23 protein-coding genes and 1 riboswitch are annotated in these 20118 nt (G+C 66.0%); of the genes, 18 read left to right on the forward strand and 5 right to left on the reverse strand.

Annotation, left to right across the window (positions count from 1 at the left end; all coding sequences use genetic code 11):
- Nucleotides 1-26: 26 nt before the first annotated feature.
- Nucleotides 27-761: an alpha/beta fold hydrolase gene (locus QF047_RS07540; RefSeq protein WP_307275257.1), complete on the forward strand. Its 735-nt coding sequence runs from the start codon at nucleotides 27-29 to the stop codon at nucleotides 759-761.
- On the opposite strand, the gene thiC is transcribed toward QF047_RS07540, so the two are convergent.
- Complete coding sequence (thiC, locus tag QF047_RS07545) at nucleotides 748-2592, reverse strand: phosphomethylpyrimidine synthase ThiC (RefSeq protein ID WP_307275258.1); 1845 nt, start codon at nucleotides 2590-2592, stop codon at nucleotides 748-750. The genes QF047_RS07540 and thiC overlap by 14 nt on opposite strands.
- Nucleotides 2587-2694, reverse strand: a riboswitch (TPP riboswitch). (Overlaps the previous gene by 6 nt.)
- Before the next feature lie 80 nt (nucleotides 2695-2774).
- Between thiC and QF047_RS07550 the strand changes: the two genes are divergently transcribed.
- From QF047_RS07550 to QF047_RS07630, 17 genes are all read left to right on the forward strand, one after another.
- Nucleotides 2775-3857 carry an amidohydrolase family protein gene (locus QF047_RS07550; protein WP_307275264.1) on the forward strand — a complete coding sequence of 361 codons (1083 nt, stop codon included), beginning with the start codon at nucleotides 2775-2777 and terminating at the stop codon, nucleotides 3855-3857.
- A 102-nt stretch (nucleotides 3858-3959) separates the two neighbouring features.
- Entirely contained in the window at nucleotides 3960-4835 is an 876-nt protein-coding gene (locus tag QF047_RS07555) for a VOC family protein (protein WP_307275267.1), read from the forward strand.
- Nucleotides 4836-4948: 113 nt separating this feature from the next.
- On the forward strand, nucleotides 4949-5389 hold the full coding sequence (locus QF047_RS07560; protein ID WP_306639086.1) for a hypothetical protein: 441 nt from the start codon (nucleotides 4949-4951) through the stop codon (nucleotides 5387-5389).
- A gap of 205 nt (nucleotides 5390-5594) precedes the next feature.
- Nucleotides 5595-6011, forward strand: coding sequence for a 30S ribosomal protein S16 (gene rpsP / locus QF047_RS07565; RefSeq protein ID WP_306634145.1), 417 nt, complete (start codon nucleotides 5595-5597; stop codon nucleotides 6009-6011).
- A 1-nt stretch (nucleotide 6012) separates the two neighbouring features.
- Nucleotides 6013-6255 carry an RNA-binding protein gene (locus tag QF047_RS07570; RefSeq protein WP_306630842.1) on the forward strand — a complete coding sequence of 81 codons (243 nt, stop codon included), beginning with the start codon at nucleotides 6013-6015 and terminating at the stop codon, nucleotides 6253-6255.
- A gap of 117 nt (nucleotides 6256-6372) precedes the next feature.
- Nucleotides 6373-6918, forward strand: a complete 546-nt coding sequence (gene rimM / locus QF047_RS07575; protein ID WP_307275280.1) for a ribosome maturation factor RimM — start codon at nucleotides 6373-6375, stop codon at nucleotides 6916-6918.
- Entirely contained in the window at nucleotides 6919-7731 is an 813-nt protein-coding gene (gene trmD / locus QF047_RS07580; RefSeq protein ID WP_306634141.1) for a tRNA (guanosine(37)-N1)-methyltransferase TrmD, read from the forward strand.
- Between the two features lie 261 nt (nucleotides 7732-7992).
- Nucleotides 7993-8352 carry a 50S ribosomal protein L19 gene (rplS, locus tag QF047_RS07585; RefSeq protein WP_307275283.1) on the forward strand — a complete coding sequence of 120 codons (360 nt, stop codon included), beginning with the start codon at nucleotides 7993-7995 and terminating at the stop codon, nucleotides 8350-8352.
- Between the two features lie 82 nt (nucleotides 8353-8434).
- Nucleotides 8435-9112 carry a signal peptidase I gene (gene lepB / locus QF047_RS07590; RefSeq protein ID WP_307275285.1) on the forward strand — a complete coding sequence of 226 codons (678 nt, stop codon included), beginning with the start codon at nucleotides 8435-8437 and terminating at the stop codon, nucleotides 9110-9112.
- Complete coding sequence (gene lepB / locus QF047_RS07595) at nucleotides 9113-9937, forward strand: signal peptidase I (RefSeq protein ID WP_307275287.1); 825 nt, start codon at nucleotides 9113-9115, stop codon at nucleotides 9935-9937. It abuts the gene before it with no gap.
- 2 nt (nucleotides 9938-9939) lie between these two features.
- Entirely contained in the window at nucleotides 9940-10743 is an 804-nt protein-coding gene (locus QF047_RS07600; RefSeq protein ID WP_307275289.1) for a ribonuclease HII, read from the forward strand.
- Nucleotides 10744-10792: 49 nt separating this feature from the next.
- The gene (locus QF047_RS07605; RefSeq protein WP_013601392.1) at nucleotides 10793-11119 is read left to right on the forward strand and encodes a DUF2469 domain-containing protein; all 327 of its coding nucleotides are present in this window, start codon (nucleotides 10793-10795) and stop codon (nucleotides 11117-11119) included.
- Nucleotides 11120-11241: 122 nt separating this feature from the next.
- Entirely contained in the window at nucleotides 11242-11598 is a 357-nt protein-coding gene (locus tag QF047_RS07610) for a YraN family protein (RefSeq protein ID WP_307275291.1), read from the forward strand.
- Nucleotides 11599-13143, forward strand: coding sequence for a YifB family Mg chelatase-like AAA ATPase (locus QF047_RS07615; protein ID WP_306634131.1), 1545 nt, complete (start codon nucleotides 11599-11601; stop codon nucleotides 13141-13143).
- Nucleotides 13140-14336, forward strand: a complete 1197-nt coding sequence (gene dprA / locus QF047_RS07620) for a DNA-processing protein DprA (RefSeq protein ID WP_307275294.1) — start codon at nucleotides 13140-13142, stop codon at nucleotides 14334-14336. The genes QF047_RS07615 and dprA overlap by 4 nt, the downstream gene beginning before the upstream one ends.
- A 140-nt stretch (nucleotides 14337-14476) precedes the next feature.
- Nucleotides 14477-15403, forward strand: coding sequence for a tyrosine recombinase XerC (locus QF047_RS07625; protein ID WP_307275297.1), 927 nt, complete (start codon nucleotides 14477-14479; stop codon nucleotides 15401-15403).
- 256 nt (nucleotides 15404-15659) lie between these two features.
- Nucleotides 15660-16163 (forward strand): DUF3145 domain-containing protein, encoded by a 504-nt coding sequence (locus QF047_RS07630; protein ID WP_041652118.1) that lies wholly within the window; start codon nucleotides 15660-15662, stop codon nucleotides 16161-16163.
- Between the two features lie 160 nt (nucleotides 16164-16323).
- On the opposite strand, the gene QF047_RS07635 is transcribed toward QF047_RS07630, so the two are convergent.
- The 4 genes from QF047_RS07635 to QF047_RS07650 all read right to left on the reverse strand — a co-directional run bounded on the left by QF047_RS07635 (nucleotide 16324) and on the right by QF047_RS07650 (nucleotide 20039).
- Entirely contained in the window at nucleotides 16324-17559 is a 1236-nt protein-coding gene (locus QF047_RS07635) for a beta-ketoacyl synthase (RefSeq protein WP_306634125.1), read from the reverse strand.
- Nucleotides 17560-17723: 164 nt separating this feature from the next.
- Nucleotides 17724-17969, reverse strand: a complete 246-nt coding sequence (locus tag QF047_RS07640; RefSeq protein ID WP_009359314.1) for an acyl carrier protein — start codon at nucleotides 17967-17969, stop codon at nucleotides 17724-17726.
- A gap of 82 nt (nucleotides 17970-18051) precedes the next feature.
- Nucleotides 18052-19113 (reverse strand): beta-ketoacyl-ACP synthase III, encoded by a 1062-nt coding sequence (locus QF047_RS07645; protein ID WP_306634123.1) that lies wholly within the window; start codon nucleotides 19111-19113, stop codon nucleotides 18052-18054.
- Nucleotides 19110-20039 (reverse strand): ACP S-malonyltransferase, encoded by a 930-nt coding sequence (locus QF047_RS07650; protein WP_307275302.1) that lies wholly within the window; start codon nucleotides 20037-20039, stop codon nucleotides 19110-19112. Before QF047_RS07650 ends, QF047_RS07645 begins: the two co-directional genes overlap by 4 nt.
- Between the last annotated feature and the right edge of the window lie 79 nt (nucleotides 20040-20118).

Here is a 20118-nt window from a genome sequence, read left to right on the forward strand (position 1 = left end):
TCGGTGCCGTGGAATAGGGTTGGGTCATGTTCAAGCAGAGGGTAGTGTTCGTGCACGGCGCCGGCAGCTTCGGCTCCGCGGCCTGGCCGCGCCAGCACGGGATGGCACTGTCCTACGACGCACTGTTCCTCCGCCGCCACGGCTACGATCCTGTGGCCGAGCCTGTCGAGTCCTCCTTCGAGGAGGACGCCAGGATTGTGCTGCGGTCACTGGCCGACGACGGCAGGGGCGCCGCGGGCGGGCATGTTGTGGCACATTCTCAAGGCGCTGTTGCAGCCATGATGGCCGCCGTCGAACGCCCGGATCTGGTCTTTTCCCTGACGCTGGTGGAGCCGGCCTGCCTGTCGCTCACCGCCGAACTGCCGGCCACCGCGGCCCACATCAGCCTCATGCGGCCCCTCTTCGACGCCCGGCACCAGATGAGCGACCAGGACTTCCAGCGGGAGTTCGTCCGGCGTGTCTATGCCACGGATCTGCAGCAACCGGCTACCGCCGAGGAAAAGCGTTCCGCCAGGCGGCTCCGGCTGCAGGCCCCGGCCTGGGAAGCCGCGCTGCACATCGTTCCCGGCGTGCCCACCCTGGTCCTCACCGGGGGATGGGAACCGCTCTACGAGGAGATCGCCGGATACCTGCGGGAGACCGGCGCCCTGCACCGCACAGCGGCGGGAGGGCACCGGCCCCACGACTCCGTGGAGGGGGACCGCATCATCCGGTCCTTCATCCGGGACGTCAGCAGGCTGCAGGCGCCTAGGGCGTCCTGACGCCCTGGCTCCCGGCGGGAACGCTGAGCTCCGGCAAGTAGACCTTGCCGCCGGCGGCCAGGAATTCCTCGCTCTTTCCGCGCATCCCCGCCGCAGCATCGGCCAGTGCCGCCTGCGACGCCGCGGAACCGTATTCGTCCCGGATATCCTGGCTGATCCGCATGGAGCAGAACTTGGGGCCGCACATGGAGCAGAAGTGGGCTGTCTTGGCCGGTTCGGCGGGCAGTGTTTCGTCATGGAAGGCCTCGGCCGTCACCGGGTCCAGGGACAACGCGAACTGGTCGCGCCAGCGGAACTCGAACCGTGCCTTGGACAGCGCGTCATCGCGTTCGTGCGCACCGGGGTGGCCCTTTGCCAGGTCCGCTGCGTGGGCTGCGATCTTGTAGGTGATCACCCCGGTCTTGACATCGTCCTTGTTGGGCAGGCCCAGGTGTTCCTTCGGGGTGACGTAGCACAGCATGGCCGTACCGTAGCGGGCGATCTCGGTGGCACCGATGGCCGAGGTGATGTGGTCATAGCCTGGCGCCACGTCGGTGACCAGCGGCCCCAGTGTGTAGAACGGCGCGCCCTTGCACAACTCCTGCTGGCGTTCCACGTTCTCCCTCACCAGGTGGAACGGAACGTGGCCGGGGCCCTCCACCATCACCTGCACGTCGAATTCCCACGCGCGCTGCGTCAGCTCAGCCAGCGTGTCCAGTTCGGCAAACTGCGCCGCATCGTTGGCGTCCGCCGTCGCCCCCGGCCGCAGCCCGTCACCCAGGGAAAACGCGACGTCGTACTTGGCGAAGATTTCGCAGAGCTCGTCAAAGTGCGTGTAGAGGAAGTTCTCCTGGTGATGCGCGAGGCACCAGCCGGCCATGATGGAACCGCCGCGGGACACGATGCCCGTCACCCGGTTGGCCGTCAGGGGAACGTACCGGAGCAGGACACCGGCGTGGATGGTCATGTAGTCCACGCCCTGTTCGCACTGCTCAATCACGGTGTCGCGGAAAATTTCCCAGGTCAGTGCGTTCGCTTCGCCGTTGACCTTCTCGAGGGCCTGGTAGATGGGGACGGTCCCGATCGGAACAGGAGAGTTGCGGATGATCCACTCTCTCGTGGTGTGGATGTCGTCACCGGTGGAAAGATCCATCACGGTGTCCGCACCCCACTGGGTGGCCCACTGCAGCTTGTCCACCTCTTCCGCGATCGAACTGGTTACCGCCGAGTTGCCGATGTTCGCATTGATTTTCACCAGGAATGCCTTGCCGATGATCATCGGCTCGGACTCCGGGTGGTTGACGTTGTTGGGGATGATGGCCCGGCCGGCAGCTACTTCACTGCGAACCAGCTCGACGTCGCAGTTTTCCCGCAACGCCACAAACCGCATCTCCGGGGTAACAACACCCTGCCGTGCGTAGTGCATCTGCGTCACGGTCTTACCGTCGACGGCGCGGCGGGGCACCGGCCGCGCCCCCTTCCGCTCCGCGCTGGCCGCCCCGCGGCGGACGGCCGAGCGGCCGTCATCGAGCAGGTTCCGCCCGCGGCCGCCGTAGGTTTCCGTGTCGCCGCGGGCTTCAATCCACTCCGAGCGGAACGGGGTGAGGCCGCGGACGGGATCACTGCCCGGCCCGGCGGTGCGGTAGACGCGAAACGGCCCGTTGGGCTGGCCATTCGGTGAATCCGCCAGCGCTATCTCCGTGACCGGCACGCGGATTCCGGCCGCCTCGTCTTCGATAAACGCCAGGGAATGGTTCTTCAGCGACTGCGTGACAGGAGGCTGGTCCTGGCCGCCGGCCGCCGCGCCGGACGGGTTTTGGGCAGGGTTAAGCTGTGCATTTGATGTACTCAAGGAATACTCACTTCCTTCGCCGGCATTACCCGGACAGGTTCAACGGTCGCAGGCTGCGTCAGCCCGATCTCAGCCCCTGCAAGGGCACCCGTGTGGTCACCAAGAAGCTACCACAGCAGGGGCGGGGGCCCGTGTCATATCCGGCAGTGCTAGCCTGTCCGGGCGGGAAAAGAGGCAAATCCATGGCAGAAATCATCCAGTTCAACGGGACCGTGCTGACCGGGCCGGACACTGAGGCGCGCGGGCTCTGGTCCGTTGACGGCAGGCTTACGTTCCGCCGGCCGGCGGCGGAACCGGACAGGATCCTGGACGGCTGGGTACTGCCGGGGTTGGTTGACGCCCACTGCCATATCGGCCTGGGTCCCGGAGGCGCCGTCGACGAAGCGACGGCGGAAGAACAGGCAAGAACCGACCTTAACGCGGGCGCGCTGCTGGTCCGGGATGCGGGTTCCCCTGCCGACACCCGCTTCCTCCAGGTCAGCCGCCATGCACCGGTGCTGATCCGTGCCGGGAGGCATGTCGCCAGGACCCGCCGGTATCTCCGGGGCTTCGCCGAGGAAGTGGAACCCGACGGGCTGGTCGAAGCCGTCCGCAAGCAGGCACGCGACGGCGACGGCTGGGTCAAGCTCGTGGGAGACTGGATAGACCGCGGCGCCGGTGACCTGGCGCCGTCGTTTCCCGCCGCCGTCGTCAGGGACGCCGTCCAGGCTGTGCACGACGAAGGCGCCCGGATCACTGCTCACTGCTTTGCCGAAGAAACGCTGGACCAGATGCTGGACGCGGACATCGACTGCATAGAACATGCCACCGGACTGCTCCCGCGGCACCTTCCGCGGTTCGCTGAGCAGGGTGTGCCCATTGTGCCCACGCTCATCAACATCGCCACTTTTCCGGATATCGCGGCGCAGGCGGAGCCCAAGTTCCCGCGCTACGCCGCCCATATGCGCGCACTGTGGGAATGCCGTGCCCAGCGGGTGGCAGAGGCTTTCGAGGCCGGCGTGAAGATCTACGCCGGCACGGACGCGGGCAGCGTCATCCGGCACGGAAGGATCGGAGACGAAATCCTGGCCCTCCACCACGCCGGACTGCCCGTCACCGCCGCACTGAACGCGGCATGTTGGGGCGCCCGGGAGTGGCTCGGCGCCGAAGCGCTCACCGAAGGTGCCCGGGCCGACGTCGTGCTGTGCGCGGAAGATCCGCGGCAGGTTCCCGAAACGGTGCAAAGGTTGGCCCACGTGGTGCTGGGAGGACGGATCGTTCGCTGAGGCGAAAAGTCCCGAAAGCTACTTGGAATAAATTGAAGCTTCAAGTAATTTTAATAGTGACAGGCCCACCACCCCGACGGGCCACAGCACCGGGAGTTTTCAATGACTGCACAAGCCGCAACCCAGGATCTCCTTCCTGCCGAACTCACCATGGGCACCGTGATGCTCAAGGTGGGCGACATGAACGTCATGACCGACTACTACCAGCGTGCCCTTGGGCTTGAGGTTGTTGCCGAACAGGACGGCGGGCTGTACCTCGGCCGGCTCCGGAAGCCATTGGTCCACCTTGCGCCAGCTCCGGGGCTGAACCTCCCGGGCAGGGGAGAAGCGGGCCTCTTCCACACCGCGCTGCTTTTTGAAAACCAGGCCGACCTCGCCGCCACCATCGCCACGGCCGCTCAATTCGAGCCCCGCTCGTTCACGGGCAGCGCCGACCACCTGGTCAGCGAGGCCTTCTACTTCAACGATCCCGAAGGCAATGGCATCGAGCTCTACTGGGACCGTCCGAGGAGTAACTGGTCATGGAACGGTACGGACGTGGTCATGGACAGCCTGGCCCTGCCGCCGCAGCGCTACCTGGAGCAGCACCTCACTGAGGAATCCCTCGAGCGCCAGCGTGGAACCGTGGCGGGAGTGGGCCACGTCCACCTCCAGGTGGGCGACGTCCAGCAGGCCCGCGACTTCTACGTCGGCATCCTCGGCTTCGAAAAGACTGCCGGCTGGCACGGGCAGGCACTCTTTGTTTCGGCGGGCCGCTACCACCACCACATGGCCATGAACGTCTGGAACAGCCGCGGCGCCGGTCCCCGCAAGGATACCTTGGGCCTTGGCGAGGTGCTCATCGAGGTTCCGTCCGGAGACGACGTCGGGGCGCTGGCTGACCGGCTGAAGGTCGCCGGGGTGCCCGCGCACCACACCGGTGCGGAGCTGAGGTTCGAGGATCCCTGGCGCAACAACATCCGGGTCTCTGTCCGTTAAGGCCGCCGTGGCCGGACAGCCGGGGCCCGTGTACTAGGCTGAAACCCGAACGGCGGGGCGGCGGATTCTGCCTCCCAATGTGCCGGACCGTCAACGGAATGAGGGTAATTCCCATGGGCTTCACCGAGATCTTTGTCGCTGACCATGCGGGTGCGCTGAAGCGCGCCGGGGTGCTGGACCAGGGCAGCAGCGCGCCGGCCGGCCAGGCAGTCAGGATCGAGGGAATCAGCGACTTTGAGGTCGAACAGCTCGGGGACCTTGCCGGTACAGCCGTGCACGCCGGCGGAGCAGACTACGAGCTGACAATGGTGGATGTGGCGAGCGATTCACTGCTGGCCGTCCCGCCTGCCATGGTTCGTGCCCTGGCGGACCTGCTCTCGTATGAAACCGAAGGCGAAGGCAACGTCCTGGACGACGTTGCCGAGCAGTGGGCGGCCCAGGACGACATGCCGTTCGATGCGGCGCAGGCCCGGACCTACGTGCAGCAACTGGCCGAACTTGCCGGCGCCGTCGATGAATCGGAGCGCACCGGCCTGTACGTCTGGTCCGCCTGACCTGGCTCCCGCTTCCTTCGGGCAGCGCCGGATGCGCGCCAAGTCGAAATCCGGGCGCTGATCTGGCACAATAAACAGGTACTCGATCTGCGTGGCCCCTCTCTCCGCGTCCGGATCTTGTCCTTCGAACCCGCAAGTACGGCCCGCCCCACGGGTGCAGAACGCCGGGTTCACCCCCTTTTCTGAAACAGGAGTGACCACAAAAGTGGCCGTAAAGATTCGCCTTAAGCGCTTTGGCAAAATGCGCGCACCGTACTACCGCATCGTCGTCGCAGACTCACGCACCAAGCGTGACGGCCGCGCCATCGAGGAAATCGGCAAGTACCACCCCACCGAAGAGCCCTCATACATCGAGGTCAACTCAGAGCGTGCCCAGTACTGGCTGTCCGTCGGCGCCCAGCCGTCGGAGCAGGTTGCCGCGATCCTCAAGATCACCGGTGACTGGCAGAAGTTCAAGGGCCTCCCGGGCCAGGAAGGCACCCTGAAGACCAAAGCTCCGAAGGAAGCCTTCGTTGCCCCGGAAAAGGGTTCCGTGATCATCCCGGAAGCCATCACCAAGAAGGCATCCAAGTCTGACGCAGCCGAGGCGCCGGCCGAGGCAGAGACCACCGAGGCTGAGTAAATTGCTGGCAGACGCGCTGGAACACCTGGTCCGGGGAATCGTAGACTCCCCGGATGACGTCAAGGTCAGCTCGAAGAACAACCGCCGCGGGGACACCCTCGAGGTGCGGGTTCATCAGGACGACCTCGGACGGGTGATCGGCCGCCAGGGCCGCACGGCACGCGCCTTGCGCACCGTTGTGGCTGCCTTGGCCGGCGGTGAGCCGGTAAGGGTCGACGTCGTCGACACAGACCGCCGCCGCTGAGCGCACGGCAACATCAGCTTTGCTCCGGCCCCTCCACCCATGGTGGAGGGGCCGGAGTGCTTTCACCGGGACACCCCGCGAACCGCACGGAACAGACACATCGGAACAGAGGAACACATGCAGCTTCAGGTGGCACGAATCGGCAAGCCCCACGGTATCCGGGGGGAAGTAACGGTCCAGGTCCTCACCGACGCCCCTGGGGACCGGTTTGTGCCGGGCACCGAATTTGTAGTGGAACCGGCCTCTGCCGGGCCACTGACCGTCATCAGCGCCCGCTGGAACAAGGACATCCTCCTGCTCGGCTTCGAGGAAATTGAAACCCGCAACGAAGCGGAAACCCTGCGCGGCGCCAAGCTCTTCATCGAGACCGAAGAATTGGACGAGGACAACGACGAAGGCTGGTACGAGCACGAACTGGTAGGACTGGAGGCACGGGTTGGATCCCGGGTGGTGGGCAAGGTTGCCGCGCTCAACACCATGCCTGTCCAGGATCTGCTGGTAGTCACCACGCCCGACGGCGAAGAGATCCTCATTCCCTTCGTTGAGCAGATCGTGCCGGAGGTCAACATCGAGGAAGGGTTCGTCCTCCTCACCCCGCCGGACGGCCTGTTCGAGCTCAACTCGGACCAGGGCGCCGGCACTGATCCGGAAAGCAACGCCTAAATGCGGATCGACGTCGTCAGTATCTTCCCCGAGTACCTGGCGCCGCTGGAACTCTCCCTGATCGGCAAGGCCCGCCAGGACGGGCTGCTGGACCTGCACGTCCACGACTTGCGGTCGTTCACAACGGACAGGCACCGGACCGTGGATGACACCCCTTACGGGGGCGGCGCGGGGATGGTCATGAAGCCTGAGCCGTGGGCGCAGGCCCTGTCATCGGTGGCCGGGGGACGCCCCGAAGGTGCGGGCAAGCCGGTCCTGATCGTCCCGTCGCCGGCGGGGGAACGGTTCACCCAGGCCCTCGCCTATGAACTGGCCGAACAGGAGCACCTCGCGTTCGCGTGTGGACGGTACGAGGGCATCGATGAGCGGGTTATCGAATGGGCCGGGGAACATTTCACTGTCCGGCCCGTCAGCCTTGGCGATTACGTCCTGAACGGCGGCGAAGTGGCGGTCCTTGCCATGGTCGAGGCCATCGGCAGGCTCCTGCCCGGCGTGGTGGGCAATCCCGAGTCGCTGGTGGAGGAGTCCCACTCCGACGGGCTGCTGGAGTACCCCGTCTACACCAAACCGTCAGTCTGGCGGGAACGCGAAGTGCCGGCAGTCCTGCTGAGCGGAAACCACGGAAAGATTGCGCAGTGGCGCCGGCATGAACAGTTCCGCCGGACGGCGGAACGCCGCCCGGACCTGCTCGAAGCGTTCGACGCCGGAAAGCTGCCGCGTGCCGACCGCACCGCCCTGCAGGACCTGGGGTACGACGTCGTCGACGGCCGCCTGCGGCGCCGCCCTGCCCAGCCGGACGAGCAGCAGGACTGACCGGCCGGCGGTTCCGCCGTCCTCCGGCTCCCGGGATTGGCTGTCCGCCGCGGACTGTGGCAAAATTAGTCCTTGTGTCTGCTGGGTCCGCACCTGCCACAGGGGGAGCGCAACCAACAGCTATGACAACCGGGCACGTCAATCAGTGAAGTGGCCGGACCATCAAACTTTCGGCAGCAATCTCCGGTGCGCCAACAGCGTCCGGGCTTGGCTGCCGTGACCTAAAGTGAATGACCTGTGGCGTTCACCAGGAGTGCAATCATGCATATTCTCGATTCCGTCGATGCAGCCTCGCTGCGCACCGATGTTCCCGCGTTCCGCGCCGGTGACACCCTCAAGGTTCACGTGAACATCATTGAAGGCAAGAACACCCGTGTCCAGGTATTCCAGGGTTTCGTCCTGGGCCGCCAGGGCGAAGGCGTCCGCGAGACCTTCACCGTCCGCAAGGTGTCCTTCGGTGTCGGCGTGGAGCGTACCTTCCCGGTGCACTCCCCGATCATCGAAAAGATCGAGGTCATTACCAAGGGTGACGTCCGCCGCGCCAAGCTTTACTACATGCGCGCGCTGCGCGGTAAGGCTGCGAAGATCAAGGAAAAGCGCGACTTCAGCACCGCCAAGTAAGTCCCACTGGACCTACCAGGCAGGGCCGCAGCCGTACCCGGCCAGCGCCGGAGCCATGCACCAGCGCCCAGGATACGGACTTATGGACCAGATAAAACGCCAGCCCGCCAATACGGGCTGGCGTTTTGTGTTCCTTGCCTTTGTGCTGGCCCTGGCAGTCAGCGGTCTGGTCCGGTCACTCTGGCTCGACGTCTACTACATTCCGTCCGAGTCCATGGAACCGCTCCTCCAGGGCGGGGACCGCATCCTCGTCTCGCGCACCGATTTCAAGGCCGAACCGGTCCGGCGCGGGGACATCGTGGTCTTTGACGGCCGGGGCACTTTCGCACCGCTCAACAGCGGTAAGGGCGCACTGGTGGATACCGCCGCGGGCATCAGCCAATGGCTTGGCCTGACGGGCAGCGACACCACCTATGTAAAACGCGTCATCGGACTTCCGGGGGACTCCGTGGTCTGTTGCGACGCCGGCGGGAAAATCACCGTCAACGGTGAACCACTGGCCGAACCCTACGTCTTCCGCGGGGATGTACCCAGCACACAAAAGTTCAGTGCAGAGGTGCCGGAGGGGCGCTTGTGGCTGCTGGGCGACCACCGGTCCGTGTCCGCCGACTCCCGGAGCCTGCTTGGTGCCCCCGGCGGAGGTATGGTGCCGTTGGACAGGGTGATTGGCAGGCCGGTCCGGATCGTCTGGCCGCTTGATAGATTTGCTGCATTACCTCGGCCGCCAGCGGCAGGGCCAATAACACAGAACGGACAGTAGATGCCCGAGAACCACCCGTGGACCCCCGAGCCGCGTCGGGACGGCGCTCCGGATTCCCCGGCCAGCGCTGCGCCGGAAGCAGTTTCGGGTCCCGAAGCACCTTCTCCCGCTGCAGGCAGCCGGGCCGAAGCCAGGGCCGCCGACGAAAAAGGCGGCGGCGGCCAGATGCTCGCCTGGCTGAAGGAAATAGCCACAGTGGTGGTCATCGCCGTCGTGCTTTCCTTCCTGATCAAAACCTTCCTGTTCCGGGCTTTCTTCATCCCCTCCGAATCCATGGTGAACACGCTGGATGTTGACGACCGGATCTTCGTTAACCTCCTGGTGCCTGAACCCTTCTCACTGAGCCGCGGGGACGTTGTGGTTTTCCGCGACACCAAAGGCTGGCTGCCGGCCGCGCCGGAAAAGACTGAGGGACCGTTCACCTGGGTGCAGGACGGACTTACCTTTGTTGGCCTCCTGCCGGACAACTCAGAGCAACACCTGGTCAAAAGGGTCATCGGGCTGCCGGGGGACCATGTCGTCTGCTGTGATGCCGGCGGTAAACTGACGATTAACGGGACCGCCGTCGACGAGAAGTACATCAATTCGGCCGAGGTCCCGCAGGTCCGCAACTTCGATGTCACTGTCCCCGAAGGCAAGGTGTGGGTGATGGGCGATAACCGCAACCACTCAGCCGACTCCCGCGCCCACATGGAGATCGACGGCGGGTTCATCGACATGGCAGACCTTGAAGGCAAGGCCGCCGTGATCGCGTGGCCGCTGAGCCGGATCACCACCCTGGACAACTACCCGGATGTGTTCCGGAACGTGCCGGCGGCACCCTGAACATGTCCCCGATAGTTAAGGCCAGCGCGGTAAAGGCCAACACGGCCAAAGGACGCGCCGGCTCCACCAAGGTGGCCCGTCCCGCAAAGGCTCCCACCCTGCGGCACGAACGGACGTTTAAGGCGCAGGGGGTGCGCCTCGTGGCTGGCGTGGACGAGGTCGGCCGTGGCGCCCTTGCCGGGCCCGTCAGCGTCGGCATCGCCGTCGTGGACCTGGAGCGCCAGCGCCCCCTGGCCGGGGTTCGGGACAGCAAACTCCTCAGCCCGGCTGAACGGGAACGGCTTGACCCGCTGGTCCGACGATGGAGCGTGGCATCCGCCGTGGGGCACGCGTCGGCACAGGAGATCGATGCCCTTGGCATCATAGCTGCGCTGCGCCTCGCGGGAACCCGTGCGTGGCAGGAGATTCTCGCGGCGGGCGTGACACCGGACATGGTGCTCCTGGACGGCAGCCACAACTGGCTCTCGCCCGCCGAACAGCTGTCCCTCTTCGACGAGCCGGTCCTTGACGCCGTTTGCGACGCCCCGGTGCACACCAAAATCAAAGCGGACATGCAGTGCCTGAGCGTGGCGGCGGCGAGCGTGATCGCCAAGGTGGAACGGGACGGGATGATGCGGAAGCTTCATGCCGAGTACCCGGACTTCGGCTGGGACATCAACAAGGGTTACGCCACGGTGCTGCATCGGGACGTCCTCCGGGCGGCAGGGCCAACCCCATACCACCGGGTGAGCTGGCGCCTGCTCGGCGGGGAGTTGCTGGACAGCACGGACGAGCCAGGGCTCGAGGAGCCCGGCAGCGAAGACTGACGGCCCGGCGCGGGCGCCAGCGGCGCCGTGGATGGTGCAAGATGGAATCATGAGTGCTGAGGATCTTGAAAACTATGAAACCGACATGGAGCTGCAGCTCTATCGTGAATACCGCGACGTCGTCGGCCTGTTCAGCTACGTTGTCGAGACCGAACGGCGCTTCTACCTGGCCAACCACGTGGACCTCCAGGCCCGCAGCGCCGACGGCGAAGTCTACTTCGACCTGACGCTCCAGGACGCCTGGGTGTGGGACGTTTACCGCTCGGCGCGGTTCGTGAAAAGTGTCCGGGTCCTCACGTTCAAGGACGTCAACGTGGAAGAGCTTCCGCGCAACGAGGAACTCGCGCTGCCTAAGGATGTTGACCTGGGCCAGTAGTCCCTGACGGGCCCCGGCGACTTGTCCTGCACATTCGCCCCCGGCAAGTGATTTTTACACATACGGGATGAGCTCCCTTACCTCCGCAACTGCGCCCCCGCAGGCTGGTTGCGGAGGTAGAAATGAAATCAAAAGACCTGTTGGGCCGTCGCGGTGAGGAGCTTGCCGCCGGCTATCTAGAATCCGTCGGCATGCTGGTGGTTGAGCGCAACTGGCGCTGCACCGAGGGTGAAATCGACATCGTGGCCCTGGATGGCGATGCCCTTGTCATTGCCGAAGTAAAGACCCGCCGATCCCTCGATTACGGCCACCCCTTTGAAGCGGTAGGTCCCAAGAAGCTTGCCCGCCTGCACCGGCTGGGTTCGGCATGGTGCCGCGACCGCGAGCTGCGGATGCCGCTGCGGCGGGTGGATGTCATCGCCGTGGTGGACGACGGCGGCGGCGAACCCCTGGTGGAGCACCTCAAGGGGGTGGGGTGATTGGCCTTGGGCAGAACCTACTCCATCGCCTTAGTGGGGTTGAACGGCTACATCGTGGAGGTCGAGGCCGACATCGGCCAAACCCTGCCGGCTTTTATACTCCTCGGGCTGCCGGACGCCTCGTTGAATGAAGCCAAGGAGCGTATCCGCTCGGCAGCCAAAAATTCCGGGATACCGTTGAGCCGCCGGAAGATCACCGCCAACCTTATTCCGGCGTCACTGCCTAAACGGGGCTCGGGTTTCGACCTGGCCGTCACCATGGCAGTGCTCCGGGCAGCAAACGACATCAAGCCGACTGGAAAAACCGTCTTTATCGCGGAGCTCGGGCTTGATGGGAGGCTGCGCCCGGTCCGCGGCATCCTGCCGGCCGTGATGGCGTCCGTCCAGGCAGGCTATCCGGATATTGTGGTGGCCCACGCCAACCTGGCCGAGGCTGCCCTGGTTCCCGGCGCCAACGTCACTGGCTACCGCACGCTGGCGCGCCTGGCCCTGGATTTTGGCGCTGACCCGCAGGAGCTGGCCCTGGATTTTGACCCGGAGGATCCGGATCTTCCAGCCGACGAGCAGGAGGAAGACGCCACCTGCCCTGACATGGCTGATGTCTCCGGCCAGGGCGATGCACGGCGGGCCCTCGAAGTGGCAGCTGCCGGCGCACACCATCTTCTTCTGATGGGTCCGCCGGGTGCAGGCAAGACCATGCTGGCCGAACGGCTTCCCGGGCTGTTGCCGGATCTTGCCGACCATGAGGCCATGGAGGTTACCGCCATCCATTCGCTCTGCGGACTGCCGTCTTCCTCAGCCCAGCTGCTGCGCCGGCCGCCCTTTGAAAGCCCGCACCATTCCGCTACCGCCGCTGCAATCATTGGCGGCGGCTCAGGCCTTCCCAGGCCGGGGGCCGCCTCCCGTGCCCACCGGGGCGTGCTCTTCCTGGACGAGGCCCCCGAGTATGAGCGCCGTGTCCTCGACGCGCTTCGGCAGCCCTTGGAGAGCGGCGAGCTGGTGATTCACCGGTCCGCTGGAACCGCCGCCTATCCTGCCCGGTTCCAGCTGGTCCTAGCAGCCAATCCCTGCCCTTGCGGCAAGGCCTCCGGGAAGGGACTGGACTGCACATGTACGCCGATGATGCGCCGGCGGTACCTGGCCCGGATGTCCGGCCCGCTACTGGACCGCGTGGACATCCAGCTCCAGGTGGACAGGGTCTCTTTGGCAGAGTTCGGGCAGGGAGGCGCCGAGGAGGACACTGCGTCCGTTGCCGCGCGGGTCCGTGACGCGCGCGGCCGGCAGCGTGACCGGCTGCAGCCCTTTGGGCTGGAAACGAATTCGCAGGTCCCCGGCCGTGTACTGCGGGGAGAGCTACGGCTTCCGCCGGCATCCACCCGCATCCTCGACCATTCACTTGAGCGCGGCGTCCTCACTGCCCGCGGCTACGACCGGGTCCTTCGTCTGGCCTGGACCATGGCCGACCTCGGGCACCGGGAACGGCCGGACACCAACGATATCGGACAGGCGCTGGGGCTGCGGCAGGCAGCCGCGGTGGCCGCATGAAGGAGACCGAAGTGGACGCAGAAAGGCTGTCCCGCGCCGCGCTGGCCCGGCTGATGGAGCCCCAGGATGCTGCCGGCCTGGCACTCGTGCAAATCTGCGGCGCAGCCGACGCCCTGCGGATTGCCACCGGTGAGGTTGCTGCCGGAGCCGGGCTGGAGCGCGAGATCACCTCGCTCCTGGCGGACAGCGGGTCCGCCGGCTGGGCGGGGATGGCCGCATCCCTGAAACGCTGGCAGCCCCGGATTCCAGATCTGGCACCGGAGCGGGACCTCGCCACCATGGCGCGCCTCGGGGGCCGGCTGATCATCCCGTCGGACGAATTGTGGCCCATCCAGCTCTCTGACCTGGGGATCCAGGAACCCCTCTGCCTGTGGTGGCGTGGACAGGAGCAGCCCCTTCCCGGGGCGGACAAGTGCATGGCGCTCGTCGGGTCGCGGGACAGCACCAGCTATGGTGCATCGGTAACAGGGGACATCGCCTATTCTTTGGCGCAACGCGGCTTCACAGTAGTGTCCGGCGGCGCTTATGGCATCGATGCACACGCCCATCGCGCCGCGCTTGCCGGCGCCTCGGCCGCAGTGCCCACTATCGCCGTGATGGCCGGCGGTGTTGACCGCTTCTACCCGTCCGGGAATGAGGACCTGCTCCGGGCGGTGTGCAACCAGGGGGCGGTGATTGCGGAAGTTCCTCCGGGATCGGCGCCAACCCGGTACCGTTTCCTGCAACGGAACAGACTCATCGCCGCGATGTCGGCGGTGACGGTCGTTGTCGAAGCGCGGTGGCGGTCAGGAGCATTGAACACGGCCCACCACGCCGAGACGCTGGGCCGGGCAGTGGGCGCCGTCCCCGGCTCGGTCCACAGCGCGAATTCGGCCGGCTGCCACCGGCTCCTTCGGGACGGCGGCGCCGTTTGCGTTACCGACGCAGCCGAAGTTGCTGAGCTGGCCGGATCGAGCGGAACCGGTCTTCCCGAATCCCGGCAGAGCGGAGCCGAAGTCCAGGACGGGCTGACCCTCGAAGACCTGATCCTCCTCGATGCGCTGCCCCTGCGGTCCACCACGTCGGTTGAGAAACTCTGTTCCGTGGCGGGTCTCGGGCCGGAATCGGTGCGGGCCGGGCTGGGTCGGCTGGGGCTGCTCGGGCTGGCGGTGTCCGAGCGGGGCGGCTGGAAACGCGGCAAGGCATCAGCCTGATAGGGGCGAACCGCACTGTACCCGCAACGGATGCGGCAACCGACCAGCCGGCCCGGCAACTGGACTGGCCGGTCAGCGCGAGGACGTTGAGAGACCGTGTCAGTGACCGGGTCAGCGGTAAGACCTGAGACAGTAGGGGAGTGGAAAACCAGGAATTGCCCCCCGAGCTAAGCCAAGCGCTGGGCGCTTTCGTGCGGTACCTGTCGGGGGAGCGGGCCCTGTCGCAGCACACCTTGCGTGCCTATGAGGGCGACCTGCGAGGATTGTTCTGCCATGCGGCCTCCGAGGGGGCAACCAAACTGGCTGACCTGGAACTCGGTACCCTTCGGCGGTGGTTGGGAGTGCAGAGCCAGGCAGGCGTCGCACGCTCCACCCTGGCACGCCGGGCGGCCACCGCCCGCGCTTTCACGGCATGGGCCCTGAGGGAAGAGCACGTCCCTGCGGACCCTGCCCTGCGTCTCAAAGCACCCAAACGGGAGCAATCCCTGCCTGGCGTGCTGCAGTCCCAGCAGCTGACACGGCTGCTGACCAGGCTGGAGGAAGTTGCCGCGGAAGGTGAACCCCTGCCCGTGCGGGACAGGGCAATCGTCGAACTGCTCTATGCCACCGGGGTCCGCGTCGGTGAGCTGACGGGCCTGGACATCGATGACCTCGACCCGGACCGGCGTACGCTGCGGGTCATCGGCAAAGGCAACAAGGAACGCACCGTCCCTTACGGCGTCCCCGCGGCGCTGGCTTTGGACGACTGGCTCCGGCGGGGCAGGCCGAAGCTCGCCAGGGACAACAGCGGTCCCGCTCTGTTCCTGGGCGCCCGCGGCGGCCGGATGGACCAGCGGCAGGTCCGGGCGCTGGTCAATACTCTGTTCGAGGCCCTGGGTGACACTTCGGCCTCGGGCCCGCACGCCCTGCGGCACTCGGCAGCCACGCACCTGCTGGACGGGGGCGCTGACCTGCGGGCCGTCCAGGAGATCCTGGGGCACAGCAGCCTGGCCACCACCCAGATCTACACGCACGTCTCCGTGGACCGGCTGCGCCAAAGCTACCAGCAGGCGCACCCCAGGGCCTGACCCCGGACGGCGCGGCTCTGCCAAGGGAATCGCACTGGCGTAATTACCCGGGGTACGGCACAATAAGAGTCACGTCCGGCAACTTTCAAGTCCCGCTTGAAGCTCCATCGCTTCGAGCGGACCAGCAAGTCCGGACACTGCTTAATCTGAACAGTTGAATATTGAAGCAGGGAGCAGGCCCCGCAGTGCAGGGCACGGCAGTTCCATCCAGGCAGAGGTCGTTGGGGAAGACGTACCTAGAGCTATGGAGGATGGAATGTCTGTTGCAATGACCCGCGGTGTGCTGTTTGTTCACTCAGCCCCTACTGCTTTGTGCCCGCATGTCGAGTGGGCCATCGGCTCCGTCGTTGACAAGCGCACGGATCTTGAGTGGACCCCTCAACCTGCTGCGCCTGGAATGTTCCGGGCCGAGCTGTCCTGGACCGGTGCCCCCGGGACGGGATCAAAGCTTGCGTCGTCCCTGCGCGGCTGGGCCCACCTCCGCTATGAGGTTACCGAGGAGCCGAGCCAGGGTGTGGATGGCGGCCGCTGGTCACACACGCCCGAGCTGGGCATCTTCCATGCGGTGACAGACGTCCACGGCAACATCATGGTTTCCGAAGACAGGATCCGCTACGCCTACGAATCAGGCGCGGGCGATCCCGCAGCCGTCTACCACGAGCTGTCCCTGGCGCTGGGTGAGGCCTGGGATGAGGAACTCGAACCCTTCCGGCACGCCGCCGAGGGCGCGCCTGTCCGCTGGCTGCACCAGGTGGGCTGACCGCCGAAGCCAAGCTGTCGCCGTCGTCAGCGGCTCCGTGCCGCCGTCGTAATCAAGCCGCGGCCGGCAACAACACCAAGAAATCTCCATAGCAAAACAGGAGGCCCCGCCAGCCGGCGGGGCCTCCTGTTTGGTGTCCGCCAGCAACGCCGGACGGTTGTTAGATGCTGCGAACCGCTACCACGGCGTTGTGTCCGCCGAAGCCGAAGGAGTTGCTCAGCGCCACGATATTGCCGGCAGGCAGATCCCTGGCTGACGTGACCACGTCGAGGGGGATCTCCGGGTCCTGGTTCTCAAGGTTGATCGTCACGGGCGCCTTGCGCTCGTAGATGGCGAGCACGGTGAGAACCGCCTCGACGGCGCCGGAGGCGCCCAGGAGGTGGCCCATCTGCGACTTCGTGGCCGAAACCGCCACGTTGTCGATGTGTGATCCAAGGGCGGCGCGCAGCGCGGTGTATTCAGGCTTGTCACCAACCGGGGTGGAGGTGGCATGCGCGTTCACGTGGACCACGTCTTCGGCCTGGATGCGGCCGTCAAACATAGCTGCCTTCAGCGCGCGGGTTGCGCCAAGGCCTTCAGGGTCCGGTGCGGTGATGTGGTAGGCGTCAGCGGTAACGGAGGTTCCGGCGAGTTCACCGTAGATCCGGGCTCCACGGGCCAGGGCGTGTTCTTCGGCCTCGAGGACCAGGGCGCCTGCGCCTTCACCCATGACGAAGCCGTCGCGGCCCAGATCGTAGGGACGGGACGCGCCCTGCGGGTCGTCGTTGCGGCGGGACAGGGCCTGCATCGATGCGAACGCCGCCAGGGGCATGGGGTGGATGGCTGCTTCAGCGCCGCCGCACATCACCACGTCCGCCTTGCCCGAGCGGATCAGGTCCAGGCCCAGGTGCAGGGCTTCGGTGCCGGAGGCGCAGGCGGAAACGGGGGTGTGGGCGCCGGCGCGTGCGCCGAGGTCCAGGCTGACGGCGGCGGCCACGCCGTTGGGCATCAGCATGGGTACGGTCATGGGCAGGACGCGGCGGGGGCCTTTTTCCTTCAGCGTGTCCCAGGCGTCCAGCAGGGTCCAGACCCCGCCGATGCCCGTAGCGAAGGCTACGGCGAGCCGGTCCTTGTCGAATTCCGTGATGCCGGAGTCGGCCCAGGCTTCGCGGGCGGCGATAACACCAAACTGGGTGGAGGGGTCCATCCGTTTGGCCTCAACCCGGCTGAGCACGTCCAGCGCCGGGGTGCTGCAGCGGGCTGCGAAGTGGACGGGCAGTTCGTACTTTGCTACCCAGTCGTCTTCGAGGGTGCGGGCACCGGAGACCCCCTTGAGCGCGTTGTTCCACATCGTGGGTACATCGCCGCCGATGGGTGTGGTGGCACCCAGACCGGTGATGACTACTTTGCGTGTCATGGGATCACTCTTTCGTCGGTGGGATTCCGTCTGCCGGAGGGTCCCGCGTGTTGGTGGTCGGCACGGCTTGAACAGCGCAAGGTGCCGGAAAAATGCGGCGGGCTGCCGGTCCGGTCATCCGGACCGGCAGCCCCGCCAAGCCGTAGTACGGCGAAAGCCGGTGGCTAGGCCTGGGCTCCGGCGATGAAGCTGACGGCGTCGCCGACGGTCTTCAGGTTCTTGACCTCTTCGTCCGGGATACGCACGCCGAACTTCTCTTCGGCGTTGACCACGATGGTCATCATGGAGATGGAGTCGATGTCCAGGTCCTCGGTGAAGGACTTGTCCAGCTCTACAGCCTCGGGGGCCAGGCCGGTCTCTTCGTTGACGATTTCAGCCAGGCCGGCCAGGATCTCTTCGTTGCTAGCCATGTGATGGCTCCTTTTCTTGTTATTGCCGGCAGGGAATGCCGGAAATGGTTCAGGACGCGGTTGCGGCCTGTTGGGGGCGCTTCTAAGGAAGGACTACTACCTGGGCGCCGAAGACCAGCCCGGCACCGAAACCGATCTGCAGGGCCAGCCCGCCACTCAGTTCCGGCTTCTCCGCCAGGAGGCGGTGGGTAGCCAGCGGGATGGACGCTGCAGAGGTGTTCCCTGCATCGGCGATGTCCCGTGCCACTGTAACCGTCTCGGGCAGCTTCAGCTTCTTCACCATCTCATCAATGATGCGCATGTTGGCCTGGTGCGGGATGAACGCCACCAGGTCCTCGGCCTGTACACCGGCCGCCTCCAGCGCCTGCTGGGCTACCTTCGCCATCTCCCAGACGGCCCAACGGAAGACCGTCTGGCCATCCTGGCGCAGGGTGGGGTAGAGCTCCTGGGCTTCTTCGAGCAGGGCAAGGTCGCCGGTCGAATCGGACTGCCGGGCAGCCATGCCAAGGTCGCGGACGTCCAGCATGGACCGGGTCATGCCGATGGCGTCCCATTTGCTGCCGTCCGAGCCCCACACAGAAGGCGCGATGCCGGGTGTCTCGGAGGGGCCAATCACGACGGCGCCTGCACCGTCCCCGAGCAGGAAGGAGATGGTCCGTTCCCGGTTGTCGATGACGTCGGACAGTTTCTCGGCACCAACCACCAGCACGTACTTCGCGGCTCCGGAACGGACCAGCGCGTCACCCTGGGCGATGCCGTAGCAGTAGCCGGCGCAGGCGGCTGAGATGTCAAAGGCCGGTGCAGGGGTGGCGCCGAGCCGGTCCGCCAGGCTGGCCGCGGCCGACGGCGTCGCATACGGATGGGTGACCGTGGAGACGATAACGGCGCCCAGGTCCGAGCCTTGGATCCCGGCTTTTTCCATCGCTTCGCGGGCAGCGCCCTCGGCCATGTCGATGACGCTGACATCAGCGGGCGCGCGGTGGCGGGTCACGATCCCCGTGCGCTGGCGGATCCACTCGTCCGAGGAGTCAATCCACTGGCAGACGTCCTCGTTCGTGACGATGACATCCGGCCGGTAGGCGCCCAGGCCAAGGATGCGGGTGTGCTCCTGGATCGGAGCCTGTTTCAGCGTGGGAACGCTCATGCGTTGCCCTCCAGTTCTGCGAAGAGCGCCAGTGCGGCGGAGAGGTCATCAGGGGTCTTGACCGCAACGGTCTTGACGCCGGGCATGCCGCGCTTGGCCAGGCCGGCAAGGGTACCGGCGGGAGCCAGTTCGATGACGCCGGTCACGCCGCGCTGGACAAGGGCCTCCATGCAGAGGTCCCAACGGACCGGGCGGGACACCTGGGCGATCAGGCTTTCGACGGCGGCACCGCCATCGGTGACCTCCCCGCCGTCGTAATTCGACAGCAGGGGTACCTTCGGGGCCTGCGGCTTCAGCTGCGGCTCCAGCGCCTTGAGCGTGCTGACGGCAGGAGACATGTGGCTGGTGTGGAAGGCGCCCGCCACCTTCAGCGGAATGACGCGGGCCTTGGCCGGCGGGTTCTCCGCCAGGGCCTTGAGCTGTTCGAACGTTCCGGCAGCAACCGTCTGGCCTGCACCGTTGACATTTGCGGGGGTGGCGCCTGCTGCCTCGATGGCGGCGAGGACCTCTGCGGGGTCCCCGCCCACCACGGCGCTCATGCCGGTGGGCGTGACGGAAGCGGCGGCGGCCATGCTGTTGGCACGTTCGCGGACGAAGGTCATGGCTTCCTGCTCGGTGAGGACTCCGGCCAGTGCCGATGCCGTGATCTCACCGACGGAGTGTCCGGCCAGGATTACCGGCAGGGAGTCCAGCTCGACGTCGAAAAGGGAGGCGGCGGCGACGAGGCCGGCCGCAACGATCAGGGGCTGCGCCACGGCAGTGTCCTTGATGGTTTCTTCATCCGAGGTGGTCCCGTGCGCGATCAGGTCAATGCCTGCGATGTCGCTCAGGGCGGCCAACTGGCCTGCCACCGGGGGCAGTTCCAGCCACGGGGCCAGAAAACCCGGGGTTTGCGAGCCCTGTCCAGGGCAGACTATTGCAAGCACGTAACCAGCTTTCCAAATTACTGTGTGATCGAGCGGTGTTTGTCCGCACCAAGCTCAGGGGGTCAGGTTGTAGGAAGTC

Origin of the sequence: Arthrobacter sp. W4I7, assembly GCF_030816215.1 — a bacterium.
Classification (GTDB): Bacteria; Actinomycetota; Actinomycetes; order Actinomycetales; family Micrococcaceae; genus Arthrobacter; species Arthrobacter siccitolerans_A.